This is a genomic window from Luteolibacter luteus (assembly GCF_012913485.1).
GTDB classification, from domain to species: domain Bacteria; phylum Verrucomicrobiota; class Verrucomicrobiia; order Verrucomicrobiales; family Akkermansiaceae; genus Haloferula; species Haloferula lutea.
In genome coordinates, this window is record NZ_CP051774.1 from 5403253 (window position 1) to 5420092 (window position 16840).

At 60.4% G+C, this 16840-nt stretch carries 13 protein-coding genes; 7 read left to right on the forward strand and 6 right to left on the reverse strand.

Features of this window, described 5'->3' with window-relative positions; translation table 11 throughout:
* The first annotated feature begins 103 nt into the window (after window positions 1-103).
* From HHL09_RS22400 to dacB, 6 genes are all read left to right on the forward strand, one after another.
* Complete coding sequence (locus HHL09_RS22400) at window positions 104-493, forward strand: hypothetical protein (RefSeq protein WP_169456905.1); 390 nt, start codon at window positions 104-106, stop codon at window positions 491-493.
* 57 nt (window positions 494-550) lie between these two features.
* Complete coding sequence (locus tag HHL09_RS22405; RefSeq protein ID WP_169456906.1) at window positions 551-1585, forward strand: methyltransferase; 1035 nt, start codon at window positions 551-553, stop codon at window positions 1583-1585.
* 497 nt (window positions 1586-2082) lie between these two features.
* Window positions 2083-3792, forward strand: a complete 1710-nt coding sequence (locus HHL09_RS22410) for a GspE/PulE family protein (protein ID WP_169456907.1) — start codon at window positions 2083-2085, stop codon at window positions 3790-3792.
* A gap of 21 nt (window positions 3793-3813) precedes the next feature.
* Window positions 3814-5127, forward strand: a complete 1314-nt coding sequence (locus tag HHL09_RS22415; protein WP_169456908.1) for a type II secretion system F family protein — start codon at window positions 3814-3816, stop codon at window positions 5125-5127.
* A gap of 70 nt (window positions 5128-5197) precedes the next feature.
* Window positions 5198-5857, forward strand: coding sequence for a DNA alkylation repair protein (locus tag HHL09_RS22420; RefSeq protein ID WP_169456909.1), 660 nt, complete (start codon window positions 5198-5200; stop codon window positions 5855-5857).
* Window positions 5858-5923: 66 nt separating this feature from the next.
* Window positions 5924-7366: a D-alanyl-D-alanine carboxypeptidase/D-alanyl-D-alanine endopeptidase gene (gene dacB / locus HHL09_RS22425; RefSeq protein ID WP_169456910.1), complete on the forward strand. Its 1443-nt coding sequence runs from the start codon at window positions 5924-5926 to the stop codon at window positions 7364-7366.
* Window positions 7367-7381: 15 nt separating this feature from the next.
* On the opposite strand, the gene HHL09_RS22430 is transcribed toward dacB, so the two are convergent.
* Window positions 7382-8176: a PDZ domain-containing protein gene (locus HHL09_RS22430; RefSeq protein ID WP_169456911.1), complete on the reverse strand. Its 795-nt coding sequence runs from the start codon at window positions 8174-8176 to the stop codon at window positions 7382-7384.
* A gap of 107 nt (window positions 8177-8283) precedes the next feature.
* Between HHL09_RS22430 and HHL09_RS22435 the strand changes: the two genes are divergently transcribed.
* Complete coding sequence (locus HHL09_RS22435; RefSeq protein ID WP_205760913.1) at window positions 8284-9195, forward strand: DUF5077 domain-containing protein; 912 nt, start codon at window positions 8284-8286, stop codon at window positions 9193-9195.
* A gap of 59 nt (window positions 9196-9254) precedes the next feature.
* On the opposite strand, the gene HHL09_RS22440 is transcribed toward HHL09_RS22435, so the two are convergent.
* The 5 genes from HHL09_RS22440 to HHL09_RS22460 form a co-directional block, all read right to left on the reverse strand.
* Window positions 9255-9854: an alpha-ketoglutarate-dependent dioxygenase AlkB family protein gene (locus HHL09_RS22440; protein WP_169456912.1), complete on the reverse strand. Its 600-nt coding sequence runs from the start codon at window positions 9852-9854 to the stop codon at window positions 9255-9257.
* A 51-nt stretch (window positions 9855-9905) separates the two neighbouring features.
* A complete protein-coding gene (locus HHL09_RS22445; protein ID WP_169456913.1) occupies window positions 9906-11207 on the reverse strand; it encodes a hypothetical protein in 1302 nt (433 codons plus the stop codon).
* Window positions 11204-13108: an RNA polymerase sigma factor gene (locus HHL09_RS22450; RefSeq protein WP_169456914.1), complete on the reverse strand. Its 1905-nt coding sequence runs from the start codon at window positions 13106-13108 to the stop codon at window positions 11204-11206. The genes HHL09_RS22445 and HHL09_RS22450 overlap by 4 nt, the downstream gene beginning before the upstream one ends.
* Window positions 13109-13205: 97 nt before the next feature.
* Window positions 13206-14519, reverse strand: a complete 1314-nt coding sequence (locus tag HHL09_RS22455) for a DUF1552 domain-containing protein (RefSeq protein WP_169456915.1) — start codon at window positions 14517-14519, stop codon at window positions 13206-13208.
* Window positions 14516-16834, reverse strand: a complete 2319-nt coding sequence (locus tag HHL09_RS22460; RefSeq protein ID WP_169456916.1) for a DUF1592 domain-containing protein — start codon at window positions 16832-16834, stop codon at window positions 14516-14518. Before HHL09_RS22460 ends, HHL09_RS22455 begins: the two co-directional genes overlap by 4 nt.
* Window positions 16835-16840: the final 6 nt, after the last annotated feature.

Genomic DNA, 16840 nt, shown 5'->3' on the forward strand with positions numbered 1-16840 from the left:
GACGTGAAGGTTTGGTCACATGAAACAGGGCTGTGCCAGATTCAGGTGACGAAATGGTCAGGTGGATTGACCCGGGTGCTTGCTCATGGTCTTCTCATTCAGGATGCTCGGCTCGAAAAAGTATCTGGGATATTCCGCTTTTGCCTGTCTCCTTGCCGCCGCTGTGTTCATCATCGTTGGTGCGCGCGGCCCAAGCAAATTGCCTGCCTATGACTCCGCGGAGTTCGTTTCCGCCAACCTGAATGCTCCCTTGAAGCTTCAGTGGGAAGGGGATCCGGCAGCTGCGATCGTCGGCTTGTTCGAAGGGGCGAACCGCGATCTCAATCCGTCGAAATGGGTTTTCGAAGGACAGCTGACCTTGGTTCTGGGAGGCAAATCCGTCGGGAAAATCGAGGTCTTTTCTAATTCGCAGGGTGCTGGCCCCTTCAAGATCGGCGACAACTACTATCTAGTCTACGACCAAGCAGCTTTTCAGCGAGCCCTCCACCCTTGAAGGAATGCCTCTCATTCCGCTTGCCTCCTTGCGGCATTCCCGTCGCCGTAAGGCATCATGAATCCTGTCGATCTCACCCGCATCCCGACTGCTGATCCGCTCCGCGCCTACCGGTATCGGGATGGCCTCTATGCGGCGGACCTGGTGACGGCGGCACTGGTGCACCTCGATTTCTTCACTTGGCTGGCGGCGAACCCTTCGAGCGTCACGGGAATCTGCACCCACTTCGATTTCGCGGAGCGGCCGGTGGATGTGATGATGACCCTCTTCGTGGCCAATGGCTTCGTCCGGAGGAACGGCGATGTCTTTCACATTGCCGACTCCGGGCTCGAATATCTCGTCGCCGATTCCCCTTGGTCGCTCGCTCCATACTACCGCTCCCTGAAGGACCGGCCCGTGACGATGGATTACCTGAAGGTCCTAAAAACCGGGAAACCCGCAAACTGGGGTGCCTACGACGAGGGCTTCGACTGGCATCGCTCGATGGAAGATGAGTCCTTCGCCCGCCAGTTCACCGCCGCAATGGATTGCCGGGGCGTGTTGCTGGGTCCTGCGATGGCCAAGGCACTCGACCTGTCGCGCTTTTCCCGTCTGCTGGATATCGGCGGGGGATCCGGGATCTACGCCTGCTCCCTGGTGGCAAATCACCCGGGCCTGAGCGCCACCGTCTTCGACCAAGCTTCCGTGGAGAAGATCGCCCGGACCCGGGTGGAGGAACTCGGCTTCCCGGATCGGGTGGACGTCAGGGCAGGGGACATGCTGACCCAGCCGCTGCCCGAAGGTTACGACCTGCACCTCTACTCGAATGTCCTTCACGATTGGGATGTTCCGGAGGTTCGCCAGTTGCTGGCGGCCTCCTTCGCCGCGCTGAAGCCGGGCGGGATGCTAATTATCCACGACGCGATCATCGGGCCGGAGAAAGACGGGCCGCTCCCGGTGGCCGAATACTCGGCGATGCTGATGCACTCGACCCAAGGAAAGTGCTACTCCGTCAACGAGTATGAGGCCCTGCTGAGCGAGGCCGGGTTCCGCGGTTTTACCTTCCAGACCACGGCCGCGGACCGGGGCGTGATGACTGCGGGGAAGCCCTGAGTTCTTCAAATGCGGCTTCTCGGCTTCGGTGGCAGTAGAAAACGATGGCCGGCATATGGGAAGGTCCGCGGCTGCAATGCCATCGATATCCACACGCTCCCGCGGTTTGGCCGCGGCTTCCTGCCGCAGGTCCGGGCCTGGCAAATCCGCCGGGTTGGCACAGCGTCGGGCAAGAACTTTAACGGCCTACCCGCCGGAGCCCGGGACGGAGCCTGTTATTTTTCCTGTTATAACAGGCGGAACAGGCTGGAAATTCCAGTGGTCCCCGCATCAGCGGGATTCACAAACCCCGGAATCGGCGGACAGCGCGGATTTGGCGGCCATTCTGAAAAAGAGGCAGGGAGCTGTCTGGTTGGTTGTTTTGAGTTGCTTACCCATTGGAAATCAAAGGTGTTCTTGCCGGGAGGGCTTGGGTTCGCCAAATCTTCGATTTTCCAGAGACAAAGTTGCGCCTCCGGTGGTTTTAAGGGACAAGACCGTCAGCAGAATTACTCCGAATGATTGACCTTTTGATCGACCCCGCCCGCCGGAGCGGATGCCAGGATTTGGACAAACTCGGAGAAGTTCTGGAGGGCGCGACCCAACGCCAGCGCTCGCCGATCGACGACGTGCTCGATGCCGGGGTGGTGGATGAGGAGCCCTACATGCGCGAACTGGCCAATGAGCTGGGCATGGAGTGGCTGGAGACGATCCCGCAGCCGGAGGCCCCGCTGCCCCTGCGCGAAGCCTGCGGGCCCCGCGTCGCCCTGCGCCATCGTCTGCTGCCGGTGGAAATCATCGGGGAAGGTGAGGACCAGCGCCTGAAGCTCGCGACCTTCGATCCCTTCAATCTCGTGGCACGCCAAGCCGTGGCCCAGGAAATCGAGATGCCGGTGGAGTGGTGCATGGCTTCCCGCCGCCGCGTCCACGAGTCCCTGCGCCGCCTCTATGGTGTGGGTGCCGATACCTTCGAGCAGATCTTGGAAGGCCGGGATCTCGACTACGACAATCTGGAATCCCACGACGAGGCGAACGTCATCGACGCCGATGAGGATGAAGAGGCCAGCGTCGTGAAGTTCGTGAACCAGATCATCCGTGAGTCGCTGGAGCAGCGCGCGACGGATATCCACGTGGAGCCACTTTCGAACAACCTCCGGATCCGCTACCGCATCGACGGCAAGCTGCTGGAAGTGACCGTGCCGGAAAACATCAAGGCACTGCAGAGCTCCGTGATCGCCCGTCTGAAGATCATGTCGCGCCTCGACATCGCCGAGCGCCGCTTGCCTCAGGACGGACGTATCAACCTCCAGTTCGAAGGCCGCACCATCGACGTCCGCGTTGCGACCGTGCCGACGGTGGAAGGCGAGAGTGTGGCACTCCGTCTCCTCAACCAGGAGAAGTTCAACTTGGACAAGCTGGGTATGGAGATGCACGTGCGCTCGAAGATCGAGGGCCTGTTGCACCTTTCGAACGGCATCATCCTGATCACCGGTCCCACCGGTTCCGGTAAGTCGACCAGCCTTTACTCCTTCCTCAGCGAGATCAACCACCCGGACCGCCGCATCGTCACGATTGAGGACCCGGTGGAAAACAAGCTCTCCGGAGTGATGCAGATCGCGGTGAAGTCGGACATCGGCCTGACCTTCGCGGCCGGTCTTCGCTCGATTCTCCGTGCCGACCCGAACGTCGTGATGATCGGGGAAATTCGTGACCTTGAGACTGCGGAAATTGCCATCCGTGCCTCGCTCACCGGTCACTTGGTGTTCTCCACGCTTCACACCAACGACGCTCTCGGCGGTATCAGCCGTTTGATCGACATGGGCGTGGAGCCTTTCCTCGTTTCCGCCGCCGTCCGCGCCTTCCTCGCACAACGTCTCGTCCGCCGCCTCTGCCCGCACTGCAAGGTGCCGCGCGAGTTGAGCATGGATGATCGCCGCGACCTCGGCATCCCGATGAACCTTGAGGGCCAGCCTTTCCAAGCGAAGGGTTGCGACCGCTGCCGCGGCACCGGCTTCCAAGGTCGTCTCGCCATTTACGAAGTCGTGGTGCTTAGCCAGGCCATGCAGGACATGATCGCTCACGGTGCCACCGCTCCGGAGATCCGCGCGCAATCGATCAAGGAAGGCTTTGTCCCGATGCGCGGCTACGGCTGGATCAAGGTGATGCAGGGCTTCACCACGATCGAGGAAGTCATCTCCGTGACCGCGACGGACATCGCCACCGAGTAAACGATCTCTAGCAAGCAAGCCGTGCCCATCTACTCTTACAAAGCCATCAGCTCCTCCGGTGGTGTCCAGACCGGCGAAATCGATGCTGCAGATCGTCCGGAGGCCCTGCGCGTCCTGGATCGCCGTGGTCTCCAACCGGTAAATCTCAGCGAATCGGCGTCGAAGTCGGTCACAGCGCCGGCGAAGAAGAAGGCGAAGAACGATGCCGCCCCGGCTCCTGCCCCCGCCAAAGCGAAGGCCGCTGCGAAAGGGACTGGCAAGGAAGGTGAGGACAAGAGCCCCGAAGGTCCGCTGAAGATGAAGCGTCCGGAGGTGATCATGTTCACCGAGGAGCTTTCAGACATGCTTTCCGCCGGTCTCCAGCTGGAGCCGGCACTCAAGTCGATGGAGAATCGCCAGGAACTTGGCGGTTTGAAGGATGTGGCCAGCCGCGTGCGCCAGTTGGTGCGCGATGGTATGAACTTTTCCACGGCACTGAAGCGGGTGAGCCCGAGCTTCGGCCCGCTCTATTGCTCGCTGGCCGCTGCGGGTGAGGCTTCCGGTGCGCTCGACACCATTCTCAAGCGCCAGGCTCACTACCTGAAGACGATTTCGGAACTCCAGAGCCGCTTGATCCTGGCCCTCATCTATCCGGCCTTCCTTGTGGTCGCCGGCATCGGTGTGGCTTTCGTTTTCGTTACGACGCTGATTCCGCAGCTCACCACGCTGATCGAGAGCACGCCTGGCGGCAAGCTGCCGGCACCGATCAAGCTGATGGTTTCCGCCACCGACTTCCTGAAGTCTTATTGGTACATCATCGCAATCATCCTCGTGGCGGGTGGCCTTTTCTTCAAGGCGTGGAAGGACAATCCGGACAACCGGATGACTTGGGATACTTTCAAGCTGCGCGCTCCCTTGATGGGACCGGTGGTGGCCAGCCGCTTCTACGTCCAGTTCCTGGAAACGATGGCGAACCTCGCAGGCAACGGCTTGCCTCTGCTGCGCGCGCTGGAGCTTTCCCGCGATGCGACGCAGAATCTCGCGCTGCGCCAGCAACTCAATATCGTGATCGACCAGGTGGGAGATGGCCGTGCCTTCTCGAAATCCCTGATTCGAACCGGTGCCTTCCCCCCGCTCCTGATCGACATGGTCTCGGTGGGTGAGCAGACCGGTAAGCTGGACCTCTCCCTGCGCCGTGCTGCGGAGCGCTATGACAAGGAGCTTGATAAGAGCCTTTCCCGGATCATGGCGCTGATCATGCCGACCATTCTTATCATCATGGCCGGTCTCATTGGCACCATGGCCTACTTGATGATCACGGCGATCTTCCAGACGATCAAGAACCTCGGCGCCTAAGGCTGAGAGGGCGGGTCTCAGGGTGTGAATTGATTTCCCGGCGGAGGCATCGGCATGGTAGTCCCATGCCATGACCTCCGGAGAAATCCTGAAACAGCTTGAGGCTTGGGGTGACCCGAAGATGCGGGCCGTGAATATGAAGCACGGGGCGGGGGAGAATCATTTCGGCGTGAATCTTTCCAAGCTCCGGACCTTGGCGAAGCAGCTGAAGACGAATCACCCGTTGGCGCTGGAGCTATGGGCTACGGGGAATGTGGACGCGATGCTGCTGGCCTCGCTGATCATGAATCCAAAGGAGCTCACGGCGAAGGATCTGGATGCGATGATGAAGAAGGTCTCCTACTTCAAGATCTCGGATTGGCTCGTGTCCTATGTGCTTCCGAAGACGAAGCTCGCGGACGACCTCTTGGGCCGCTGGCGGGATTCAAAGGCGGAGTGTTCCGGCCGCGCCGGATGGAGCCTGATGGCGGACAAGGTGAAGGCCGATGCTTCCACCGTTGAGGAGGCGCTGCAAACGATCGAGGCGGAGATGAAGAAGGCTCCCTTCCGGAAACAGGAGAGCATGAACTACTGCCTGGTGATGATTGGAGCCAATTACCCGGAGCATCGCCAAAGAGCCATCGACATCGCGAACAAGCTCGAGGTGTTGAAGGACTATCCGGTGCCAAAGGGTTGCACATCACCCTTCGCTCCGATCTGGATCGATTATCTGGTGCAGCGGCAAAAATAGCAGCGTATCGCCGTATTCGCCGAATATTCCCGGTTCCCATCCGTCCATTTCCGCTAAGAAAGCACCGTGCAAGGTTCGAGCATCGCGAAAGTCATCTTATTTCTCTCTGGCTGGGTCATCGCCGGATGGCTTCTCGTCGCTCCACGCATTGAGCCGATCTCGATCAACTTCGATTCGAGTTCGATCGGGGAGGCGGCGGACAAGCTGGTTCCCGTCGAGAAGGGGCCGTATCAACGAATCTTTGAAAAGTGGGCAACCGATCCCGGCTTGGAGGGTGCTCTGATCGGTTTCTGCATGCTTGATGGCGAAGGCGACACGATCTACGCCTCGCCGCTTGCGGAGACCGCCCTTTGTCCGGCATCGGCACTGAAGACCGTGACTTCTGCGGCGGCGTTCGATTTGCTCGGTCCGGAGTTCCGTTTTGAGACCCACTTCGGTAGCGGCTCTGCCATGGGTGCAGACGGAGTGCTGGATGGAAATCTGGTCTTGGTCGGCGGTGGAGATCCCACGCTGGAGACCGCCGATCTGGATGCCATGGTGGCTGATCTGGTGAAGGCCGGTCTGAAGCAGGTCACCGGCAAGCTGGTGGTGGATGCCTCCATTTTTCCTGCCCAAGCAGTGAGCGATCACTGGAACTGGGGCGATATCGGCAATGCCTATGGGGCAGGAGCCTTTGGAGTGAACCTGAATCACAATCGCTTGGAAATTCCCTTCCTGCCTGGAACCAAGGAAGGCGAGCCCGCCAAGATCGGCCCGGGATTGCTCGTGGCGAAAGATACCCGCTGGCTGAATCGCGTGACGACCGGGCCGGCGGGCAGCGGCGATCAGGTGGTGGTCTATTCGGAGCCCTATGGCCGTGCCATCATGCTTCAGGGGACTGTTCCTCTGGGAGAGTCACCTTTCATCGTGACCGGTGCTTTGCCCGATCCCCCGGCGACAGTGTCGGAGTATCTCATGGCAACATTGAAAGCGAAGGGGATCAACCTCTTGGGACGTGAAATTCCGATCGCGAAGCCGGAAGTCACCTTGGCAACGCATCAGTCGGCAGCGTTGCCGGAGATCGTCGATCACCTCCATTTCGTCAGCGATAACTTGGAGGCTCAGTGCTTCTTCCTCACCATGGGTGGTCTTCGGAAAATGGAGGGGGGCAAGGCGCTGCGCAGCTACTGGGAACAGAAGGGCGTATTTTTCCGGGGGCTTCGTTTGATTGATGGCAGCGGCCTCGCCCGCGCAACGATGATCCGCCCCATCGATCTGGCGGAAATCAATCACCTCGCGCGTCACGGCTCCAATGGCGACCGCTTCAAGCAAAGCCTGAAGGAATACCTTGGCGGTAGCGTCCGCGCGAAGCTTGGTGCGATGTCGGGAGTCCGGACAGAAGTGGGCTTCCTCACGCTGGCGGATGGGCGTGAAGTGACCTTTGCCCTGATGGCAAACGGTCTCGATCCCGCCTTTGACTACTGGCCGCTGTGTGAGGATTTGCTCAAGAGCATCCGGGACTACAAGTGATCGGCGATCGCTGGCTCACTCGTGGTCGTGATCATCGTGATCCTCATCCCGATCTTCCCTGAGCTCCTTGCGAAGGCGCCGCACTTCCTTCTGAAGCTCGCGGATCTGTTTTTCCTGCCGCTCCAGCCGCTTGGCAAACTCGGCAAAGGGGCGTTCGGGCGCGGCCCTGTCCGGACCTGCTTCCTCTGGCGGTTCGACGGGCTTGGTGCTTTTAGGAATCACCACCACCGGACGGCGCTCACCCTGGTGAACCACGACCATCGCGATAGGGCGTCCTTCCTTTCCGGACTGATCGACGATCTCCCTCAACTCGTCCACCTTGGTGATGTTCCTCCCGTTCGCGGAAAGGATAATATCGTTGATTTCGATCCCTGCTGCTGCGGCCGGTAGATCCTTGGCGACGAGGCTTACCCGCGCACCACTATTCTCGTCGAGACGCAGGTGGGCTCTCACGAAGGGATCCAAAGGCTCCACGCCCAGCCCGATCACCCAGTCCGGTTGCTTCGCTTCCTGGAATTCCGGCTTGGGTTGCTCAAGAAGCATGTGCTGGTGGATGCGATCCAACATCTGGCGTTGGATTTCCTCGGACTCCGTCTTCGGGTTCACGGGTGACTCGTCCGGAATCGGAGGGAGATGGTCCCGTTGCTGCTGCTCTTTTGCCCGCTCCTCGATATAGAGCCTCTCCATTGTCAGGGGCTCTTCCTTGGGATCGGGCGTCACGGGAATCTCCCGGAACTCCTGCGCGTGAAGCGATGCAGCCAGGGAAGCCGCGGAGAACGCGACACTTGAGATGAGTCGGATCGTTTTCATGGGATGTAAGTAGAGCGCCTCAATCTAGCCCGATTTGTCTCTTCGTAATGTAAATTGACGCTCCAAGGCTTGACCATCGGCAGCAGGATTGCGAGCAAGGAGATCCCATGAAACGGCTGTTTCTTCTCGCGCTCATTTTGCCGCTCCACGCCGCCCCTACGGATGAGGCGCTGCTCAGCTTTGTCCGGGATCGGGCCAAGGCCGAGCGCGTGACGCCAAAGCCCTTCGACATGGACAAGGCGACCGCGACGCGCTGCAGCATTGATTCCGTCCTAGCTGCGGACAAGGACCATGGAGGCTCCCTTTTCCACATCTACACGAGCGAAGCCGCCGCCCTCCCGATCTTCGACCCCTACGGCAAGTTTCCGGAAGGAAGCATCGTCTTGAAGGAGAAGATCTCCCGTGAGAATGGCGCTGCCACGCTTTTCACGGGCATGGTGAAGCGTGAAAAGGGTTTCAATCCGGAAGTGGGAGACTGGGAGTTCTTCACCGTGGATGCCAGTGCATCGAAAATCGCGGAGCGTGGGAAAATGGAGCGATGCGCCACTTGTCATGAGGATTTTCCGAAGGGTGATTTCATCACGCGCTACCTCTACTCCCGCCCGGCGCAACTCAGTGGTGGTCGCATCGTCCTCCACTCCTGCGAGGCTCAAGCCCATGGCGAGAAGCTCCACTACGAAGAACAGGAGAACAAGAACACCCTCGGCTTCTGGGTGAATCCCGCGGACTGGGCATCGTGGGATTTCGAGGTCCAACAAGCGGGGACATACGCCATCCACATCTGGCAAGGGTGCGGAGCGGGCAGCGGCGATAGCGAGGTGGAAATCAAGTGTGCGGGAGAAAGCAGCCGCTTCAAAGTGGAGGACACCGGACACTTCCAGAACTTCAAGGAGCGGGAGATTGGAAAAGTGACCTTCGATAAAGCGGGGCCGCAAACTTTGGAAGTTCGCGCCCTCTCGAAACCCGGGGTCGCAGTCATGGATCTGCGGCAAGTGGTTCTCGTGCCGTTGAAAGAATAAGGAGATGCGATATTCCTCGTCGCTTCCGTGTTTGATGAAGAGGCAGGCTCTGCGGGGCGTCAAATGACTCGCGCCCGGAACGTCAGGTTGATCCGTGCCTCCGCGATCTTCTTCGCTGGCGGCAGGCGATGCTGCCAGTATCGCTGCGTCTCACCTTTCATTGCGAGCAGGCTGCCATGCTCCAGCAGAATTGAGACCGTCTCCTTCGTTTCCTTATGCCGGAAGTCGAACCGCCGCTCTGCTCCCAAGCTCATCGAGGCGATGCAGGCATCGAGTACCAGATCCTTCTCGTCATCGCTGTGCCAGCCCATGCCTTCACCGCCGTTTTGATAGAGGTTCAGCAGGCATGAATTAAAGGTGGCACCGGTCCTTTCCTCCACCAGTCTCTTTAGGGCGGAGAGCTCTCGTGTCCACGGCAGAGCCTTCTTGGTCCTTCCGGAGTATGTATAAGAGAAATCCGAGTCTCCGAACCACGCGACCTTCCTCGATGTGACGACCGGCTTGCCGAACATCACCAGTTCATCGTGACGCCAAGGCACCGTGACCATCAGCGCCTCGAAGTAGTCCCATGCATCACAGCGATCCAATACACATCCGTAGTAATTCACTATGCCATCACGGGGCAGCAGGTTGATGCCAGGTTGGTGAAATAGATCCATGCCGGTATGATTCTACTGCGATCCCTGCGCCTGCCAATCGCAGCCTTTTCGTCATTCTCCGAACTCCTTGCGCAAACGCTCCGGCAGTTCATTCCGTCCGAGCCACTCTTTCGCCGCGTTGCGATCCTCCACCAGCCAACCCTCGATGATGTGCCGGTAAAGCTGTTCCCTCAAGGCCTCCGACTGGATTCCGGGCACCTCGGCCAAGGCGATTGCAGCATTCCGGGTGGTGGGGCGCGGAGTCGCCGGTCTCGCCGCCTCGTCAGGAATGAACCGGACTCCGGACCGGTTGTTGTCATTGGAAGCCGCCCCTGCGATCAGGTCCGCCATCTGTTCCTCGGAGATGTCGTCCAGGAAGCGCCGCATGGTTGAGAACAGCTCAGAAAGGTCATCCTCTCGTGCCAATCCTGTTAGCAGGCCGCGGAGGGCAGCCTCACGTGCTTCTCCTGCTTCCATTTGCTCGACCGATTGCCTTGCTGCAGGCAGATCGGATTTCGGCCACTCCTTGTAGATCGGATGGTAAGACCATGGCTGAGCCGCGTCCGGATACTCGCGGAGGACGGCGAGCCGTGCTTCGTGGTCCTTCAATCCCCGGAGCAGCAGGTCAAGCCCGTGAAACTTGAAGGGAGGATCAAGCGAGTCCAGGAAAGCCTTGATGTCCCCGGGTTGTAGATTTCCGAACTGCGGTTGCGCGCGCCAAGGCCCGAATTCACGACAATCCTCAGGAACTTCACGGATGGCGCGTGCGATGCGCGGGAGATCATCGCCCAAGGCATCGATGGCTTTGCCCACCATTGCCGTGACATTCCCGTCGTTGCCATTCTTCATATGATCCCTGAGATAATCCAAGGCCGCGTCCGGATCCTTCCCGATCCAAGCGGTGATTACCCGGAAACCCCGGTAGCCCTGCGCTCCGGACCACTCCATCGCGGCCTCGGGGTCGACTTCGGTCCAAGCCGCGATGATCAGATCTGCAATGCTCCCCGCCTCGGTAGGGCCAGGTTTGCTCATCATCTGGAGCGTTTCCCTGGAAAGAGCCCTCTGCCAATCCTCCGGCTTGAAGTGCGACACCAGCTCTAACACTCCTTGTGTGCGGTCCGCTTCGTTCCCGATGGCCATGAGCGCTTGGAGCTGCTTGATCAAGCCATCTCCTTCAAGTGGTGGAGCCTTTGTTTGGCCGGCAGGGACCGAGGGCAGCGGGGTGGACTCTGCCTTCCGGGCCTTTGCTCTTGGATGCTGGCCAGAGGATTGTTTCGATGCCTGAGCATCCACATAGAGACGACCGCCGACGCTCAGGGCGGACATACCCAGCAACAGGGAGATGATAGCGATGGTGGCGGTGCGGGCTTTCATGGATTTTCAGATGGGCGGGTCTCCAAGACTTCGCGGACACTCGGTGGTATTTCGTGCTGCTCGATCCATTTTCGCGCAGCGGGTTCCTGCCTTGTTTCCAGCCATGCCTTGAGGTGGCGGGTGAGGGTCTTGTCGCGGAGTTCGCGGTCTTGAATCCGGAGGCTGAATTCCGCCCCTAGGACTAGGCCGCAACGGTCGGCGACCAGCAGCATCAGCGGATCGCTGGTCCATTCCGGATGCTGGTCGAGGAGGGCGATGGCGTCCGCCGGCTCAAGGAGCCCGACCCGGGTAAGGACTCCTGCCTTCGCTTGCTCGCGGACCTTGGCTTCCGGTAGCGCGTCGATCGCGGCGAGGGTGTCTTCCGGATAATCATTGTGCCAACGTGCGAACAATGACTCGATGTCGGCGAGGTGCCGCGCGTCTTTGTCGGCGAGAAGCAGTTCGAAAGCCTGACCGTATTTGCTGTAGTCGGCGAATGTTTTGACGCTTGCCCCGACGATCGCGCTCCGCTGTGGGCCATCGCTGGTGGCGGCGATCAGTCGTTCCAGGTCTTCGATCCGGAGCGTCGTACCGATGGCGTTGAGGGCTTCGATGCGGTCCTTTTCATCAGGAATCACCCCGAGCGCTTTCACCACGGCGGATGCATCTTTGGTAGCGAGACTGGACAGGATCTGCACCAGCGGGAGGCGCGCCTTCGCATCACTGCCGGTGACATCCGGGAGGTTCCTGACGACCCAATCGACCGCGGTGGCCGGGTCATCCTCGCCCCACGTCTTGAAAATCACAGCGGGTATCCCGCCGGCGGAACTCTTCCGCGCCCATCCCACGGCACCCAATGGATGGCGCTTGGCCCAGGCAGCCAAGAACATGCGGAAGTTACTGGAACCCGTGTCGACACCAAGTTCTTGAAGCTGGTCCGCAGTCTCTTCGAATTGATCGGGTGCGAGTTCCCCGATGAAGGCCAGCATCTGCCGGGGTTGCTCGACGCGGCTGGAGAGTGCCAGGATTGACCGGAGGCGTTCTAAGCGTTCTCTGGAGCTGGCACCATTCCGTCTTTCGTTGCGCGTGCGAGGTAGGGTGCTTTCGCTGCTGCCGGCGGTCAGGGCTGCAGCGGATTTTACACCGGCTTCGGGATCCTCTGGACTACTACGAAAGGCGTAGCCCAGCGAAGTCATGAAAACGATCGCCGCTCCGGCAATTGCGGATTTCTGGACGGATGTCATGGCGAGGTGAAGATTGAGGCCTTGCGGCGCGAGCGGGATGACTCCCTTCGATACAGTGCTGATGGAGAGGGCGAGGGTGCTGGAGACCGGCGTGGCAGCGTTTGCCGGCAGCAGGGTGGCAAGTGCGGCGGTGGTTGTGGCGATTCCCCGGCTAGCCAACAGGCCACGCAGCTTTTCCAGCGCCCGGCTGGCGCGCTTCTTTGCAACCACCTCACTCACGCCCAGCTGTCGGGCCACCTCGGCATGAGGCTGGTCACGGTAGTAGCGGAGCAGCAGCACTTCGCGCTCCGCAGTTGGCAGGCGGTTGATCAGGGAATCCACAAGCGGCGCCAGCGCCGACCAATCGGGTGAGGGCGTGTTGCTCATGGCGGCATGATAGGGGTTGGCGATCTCACGCTTCTTCCGGCGGGACTCGGCACGCACAAGATCAATCGCCAGATGTTGGGCCACCCGATGCAGCCACGCTGTCAGGCTGAGGTTTTCCGGGATCAACGCGGCGCGCCGGGCCAGGCGCATGAAGGTGTCCTGCGCCACATCCTTGGCCAGGTCCTCATTCGCGGTGATTCGCCGCGCAACTCCGTGGACCAGCGGTAGATGCCGCTCCACCAGCAGCCGGAAGGCCGCTTCATCGCGGCCCGCGGCAAATCGCTCCAGTAGATCCCGGTCGGACAATTCCATGACTCAACCGCTATCCGGCATGCTCTGAAAAAAGGTGACCGGGAAATCACCCCTTTTCAAGAAAGCTCCGCCAGCGGCTGCGTCAGGTCTTCCGGGCTTAGGACAAGCCCAGTGGCCCGCCGTCGCTGAAGCCCTTGTGGCCGAAGCTCGGGATATAGTGGCCGAAGGCGTGGGCAATCGACATCCACAAGCGGTTGTGCGTCACGTTGTCGAACTGCATCGCCTGGCCGGTCTTGAAGCCGAGTCCGCCGCCGACGAGCACGAAGGGGATGTTATCCAGCGTGTGGCTGTTGCCTTTGCCGAGCTCGTTGGTCCACACGATCGTGGTGTTGTCGAGCATCGTGCCCTGGCCTCCGGGTTCCGGGATCGCATCGAGCTTGCGGGCCAGATCGGCGAGCTGTTCACAGAGCCAGACATTGATCTTCACTAGCTTTTCCTGCGCATCGGTATTGCTATCCGGCTCGTGGGAAAGGTGGTGGTGATCCTCGTGGATATCCAGCCAGCGCATGCGGGCCTGGCCCACGCTGTTGGTGTATTGCAGCGTTGCGACACGGGCCATGCCGTTGGCAAAGGCATTCACCAGCAGATCGGTCTGCATGGAGCTGATCTTCGGGATCCCGTCGTTGTCGAGGGCCACACCTTGCTCCAAGGCAGGGGGAGGGAACATCAGGTTCACCGTGTTCGCGCTCTGGAGGTCGCGCTCCATCTCGCGGACGAAAGTCTCGTGCTTCTCCAGCAGGTCTCGTTCTTCCTGGTCGATCTTTGCGGAGATCAATTTCAGGTCATCGCGCACTTCATCCAGCACGCTGCCCAGGTTCTCGCGATCCTTGGTTTGGCCGTAGATCTTGTCGAAGAGCGAATAGGGATCGCTGTTCGGTGCGAGAGGTTGGTTCGATCCTGCATAGGACTCGCGGGTCCATGGGTCGGCCCGATTCGGCACCGCTACGCCGATCTCCATCGAGCCAAAACGCGTCGCGGTCTCGGGGCGGGCCTGCAGGAAATTGCGGATCTCCTGGTCGATGGAAATGTTTCGCGCCCATCCGGCCGGCTTGTCGCTGCCGCCCTGAATGTTTCCTGGCAAGAGCTCGTCCGCGGTCAGCAGGCAACTGATCCCGCGCATGTGACCATCGCCATCGCCACGGATCTTGTTGTGGACTCCTTTCAAGGTCATCATCCGCTTCTTGAATGGCTCCAAGGGCGCGAGGATTCTCTTCAGCTGGAAATCCGGCCCCGTCTGGTCCGGCCAGAACTCCGGAGGGATCGTCCCATTCGGAGTGAAGACGAAGATGATCCGTTGCATTTTCGAGCCCGGAGCATTTTGCGCGAGGGAAGGTAACGCGGGCAGGAAAGGAAGGGCCGCGGCGGAAAGGCCGAGCTGGCGGAGGAAATTGCGGCGGGTCGAGAGGTTCATCGGCTTGCTTGGTCGGGATTATTCACGCCGTGGCTAGCGGCCAGGCTCTGCATGTCGACAAGGAGTTGCCGGACGTGATGTCCGGAGGCAGTAAAGGAAGTATCCAGGCGGGACAGGGTATCGAGCCCGTAGGAATTCGGGTTCTGCTTCAGTTCGTATTGGAAAAGCTGCCTGATAAATCCGCGCCGCGCACTCTCGGATTTCACCGCGTAGCCCGCGACATCGAGCGGGCCTTTCAGCCGCAGCACATCACCCTCCTGCGTGAGGAAGTCCGCCTCGGTATTGATCGGGCGTTCCTTCTCGGTAGTTCGGAAACGGCCTACCGCATCGAAGTTCTCCAATGAGAAGCCCAGCGGATTGATCGTCTCATGGCAGGTCATGCAATTGGCATTCCGGGTCATCTCCGCGACCTTCTCACGCATGGTCATCTTCGGATCGAAGCGATGATCGTCGAAGGCGATAGCCTCCGGAGGTGGCTTCAGGAATCCACCAAGCACATTGCGGGTGAGGAAGACCCCGCGATGGATGGGCGAGGTGCCATCGTGATGCGCCAATCGCGCCATAAGGAACGGATGTGTCAGAACCCCGGCGCGGTGCTCGGGATCGAACTTTACCGGCTGGAAACCTCCGCCTTCCGGGATCGGTGCATTGTAGAACCTCGCCAAGCGCTCGTTGAAGAGCACGTAATCGGCCTCTAACAACTCCCGGTAATCCGATTTCTCACCCCAGACGACGCGTTCGACGAAGAGCTCCAGCGAGCGTCGCAAGTCCGCGACCAAGGTGGAGTCAAAGCCGGGATAATCCTCCGCGTCCTTTTGCAGGTCCGCCTCGGCATCGAGCTTCAACCAGCGTTGGAAGAACTCGCCCACCTTTGCCTTCGCGCGGGGATCGGCGAGCAGGCGCTGCGCTTGGGCCTGCACTTGCTCCGGTGTACGGAGTTGTCCTGCCTTTGCTGCATCGGCCAAGATTTGATCCGGCAAGGAATCCCAGAAGCCGAGGGCCAGCCGCGAGGCCACCGTGAATTCATCCTTTTCCTTCCCGAGTTCCGGATAAAGGAAGCGCGGGGAGGTGAGGATCAGGATGACCGCTCGCTTTATCGCCTGATCAGGTGCGATGCCTTCGCCGAAAGCGCGGTCCACGTAGGTCTGCCGCAGCTCGGCGCTCAGCGGTCGACGGAAGGCGCGCTCCGCAAAACTGGCCGTGAAGTCCTTGAGCTTCGGCACGCGTTCCGGGTCATCGTCCTTCACGCCACTCAGGCGCTGGAGCCGGGCGACGACTTGGTTCGAGACGTCGACAGCAGAGGCGGTGATGGCTTCATGCCATGCCTTGGAGACCTCCGTGCCGCGCTCGTAGCCTTCGCTGGCATCATCCGGGGGAAAAACCGTATCCGCCACCGCCACGTGGGCGGCAGAGGCAGGGGAAAGATAAGGAGCGGCAAGGACCGCCCAGTCGGCACGTGGCTGCTTCCACTCCAGCTTCACCATGGCGCGTTTCTCCTGGAACTTGAAGTAATCCAAGCGGAAGGGATAGCTGCGGCCGCCCAGCAGGAAGATCCGCGCCGTCTTCACGCGCATCTCCGCCCCGGAACTCACCCACTCGTCGATAAGGGTCGTCTGCCGCTTCGCACTGCTGTCATCGCGGAAATTTCCATCGCCGTCCTGCTGCTCGCCATTGAGGTAGACGCGTGCGCCATTCGGCGTGCTCAGGCGGAATTCATACCAGCCTGTCGCAGGCGCCAGCAGCGAGCCATCCCAGGCGATCGAGAATTGATCCGGGGTGATTCCTTCGCAGGGCGGTCCCTCGGCGAATTCGAAGTCCAGGTGTTGGTCCTCGCGATCCAGCACCTTGCGGGCCTTCTTGTTCATCCCGTCGGACTGGAAGTACTGCGCCTTCAGCCCGCGGCCCTCCCCCGGAGCGGTGATCTGGCCGAAGCTGCCGATCAGGTCGGCGACCGACTCCCGGTATTGCCGGTTTGTCAGCCTGGCGACTGCCATTTTCGGGGGCGGGGTGGTTTTGGCCCGTGCTTCCGGCGAGTAAAAGGCGCCCATGATATACTCGGCCACCCGGTGGGATTCCTCCGCATTCAGGAGATCCGGATCATCCTCCGGCATTCGCTTGTCGATGTAGCGGGACAGCGATTGGAGCGAGCGATCGCCTTGGAGCGGCTCGTCGCACTCGTCCTCCACGCCCTCGCCATTCTTCCCGTGGCAGGAGGCGCAGTGCTGCGCGTAAATCGCCTCACCCGTGGGCACGGCTTCCTGAGCAGGCAAAATGCCCGCAAGCCCGGTCCACAGATAGACGGAAATCCCTCGCATCAGTCC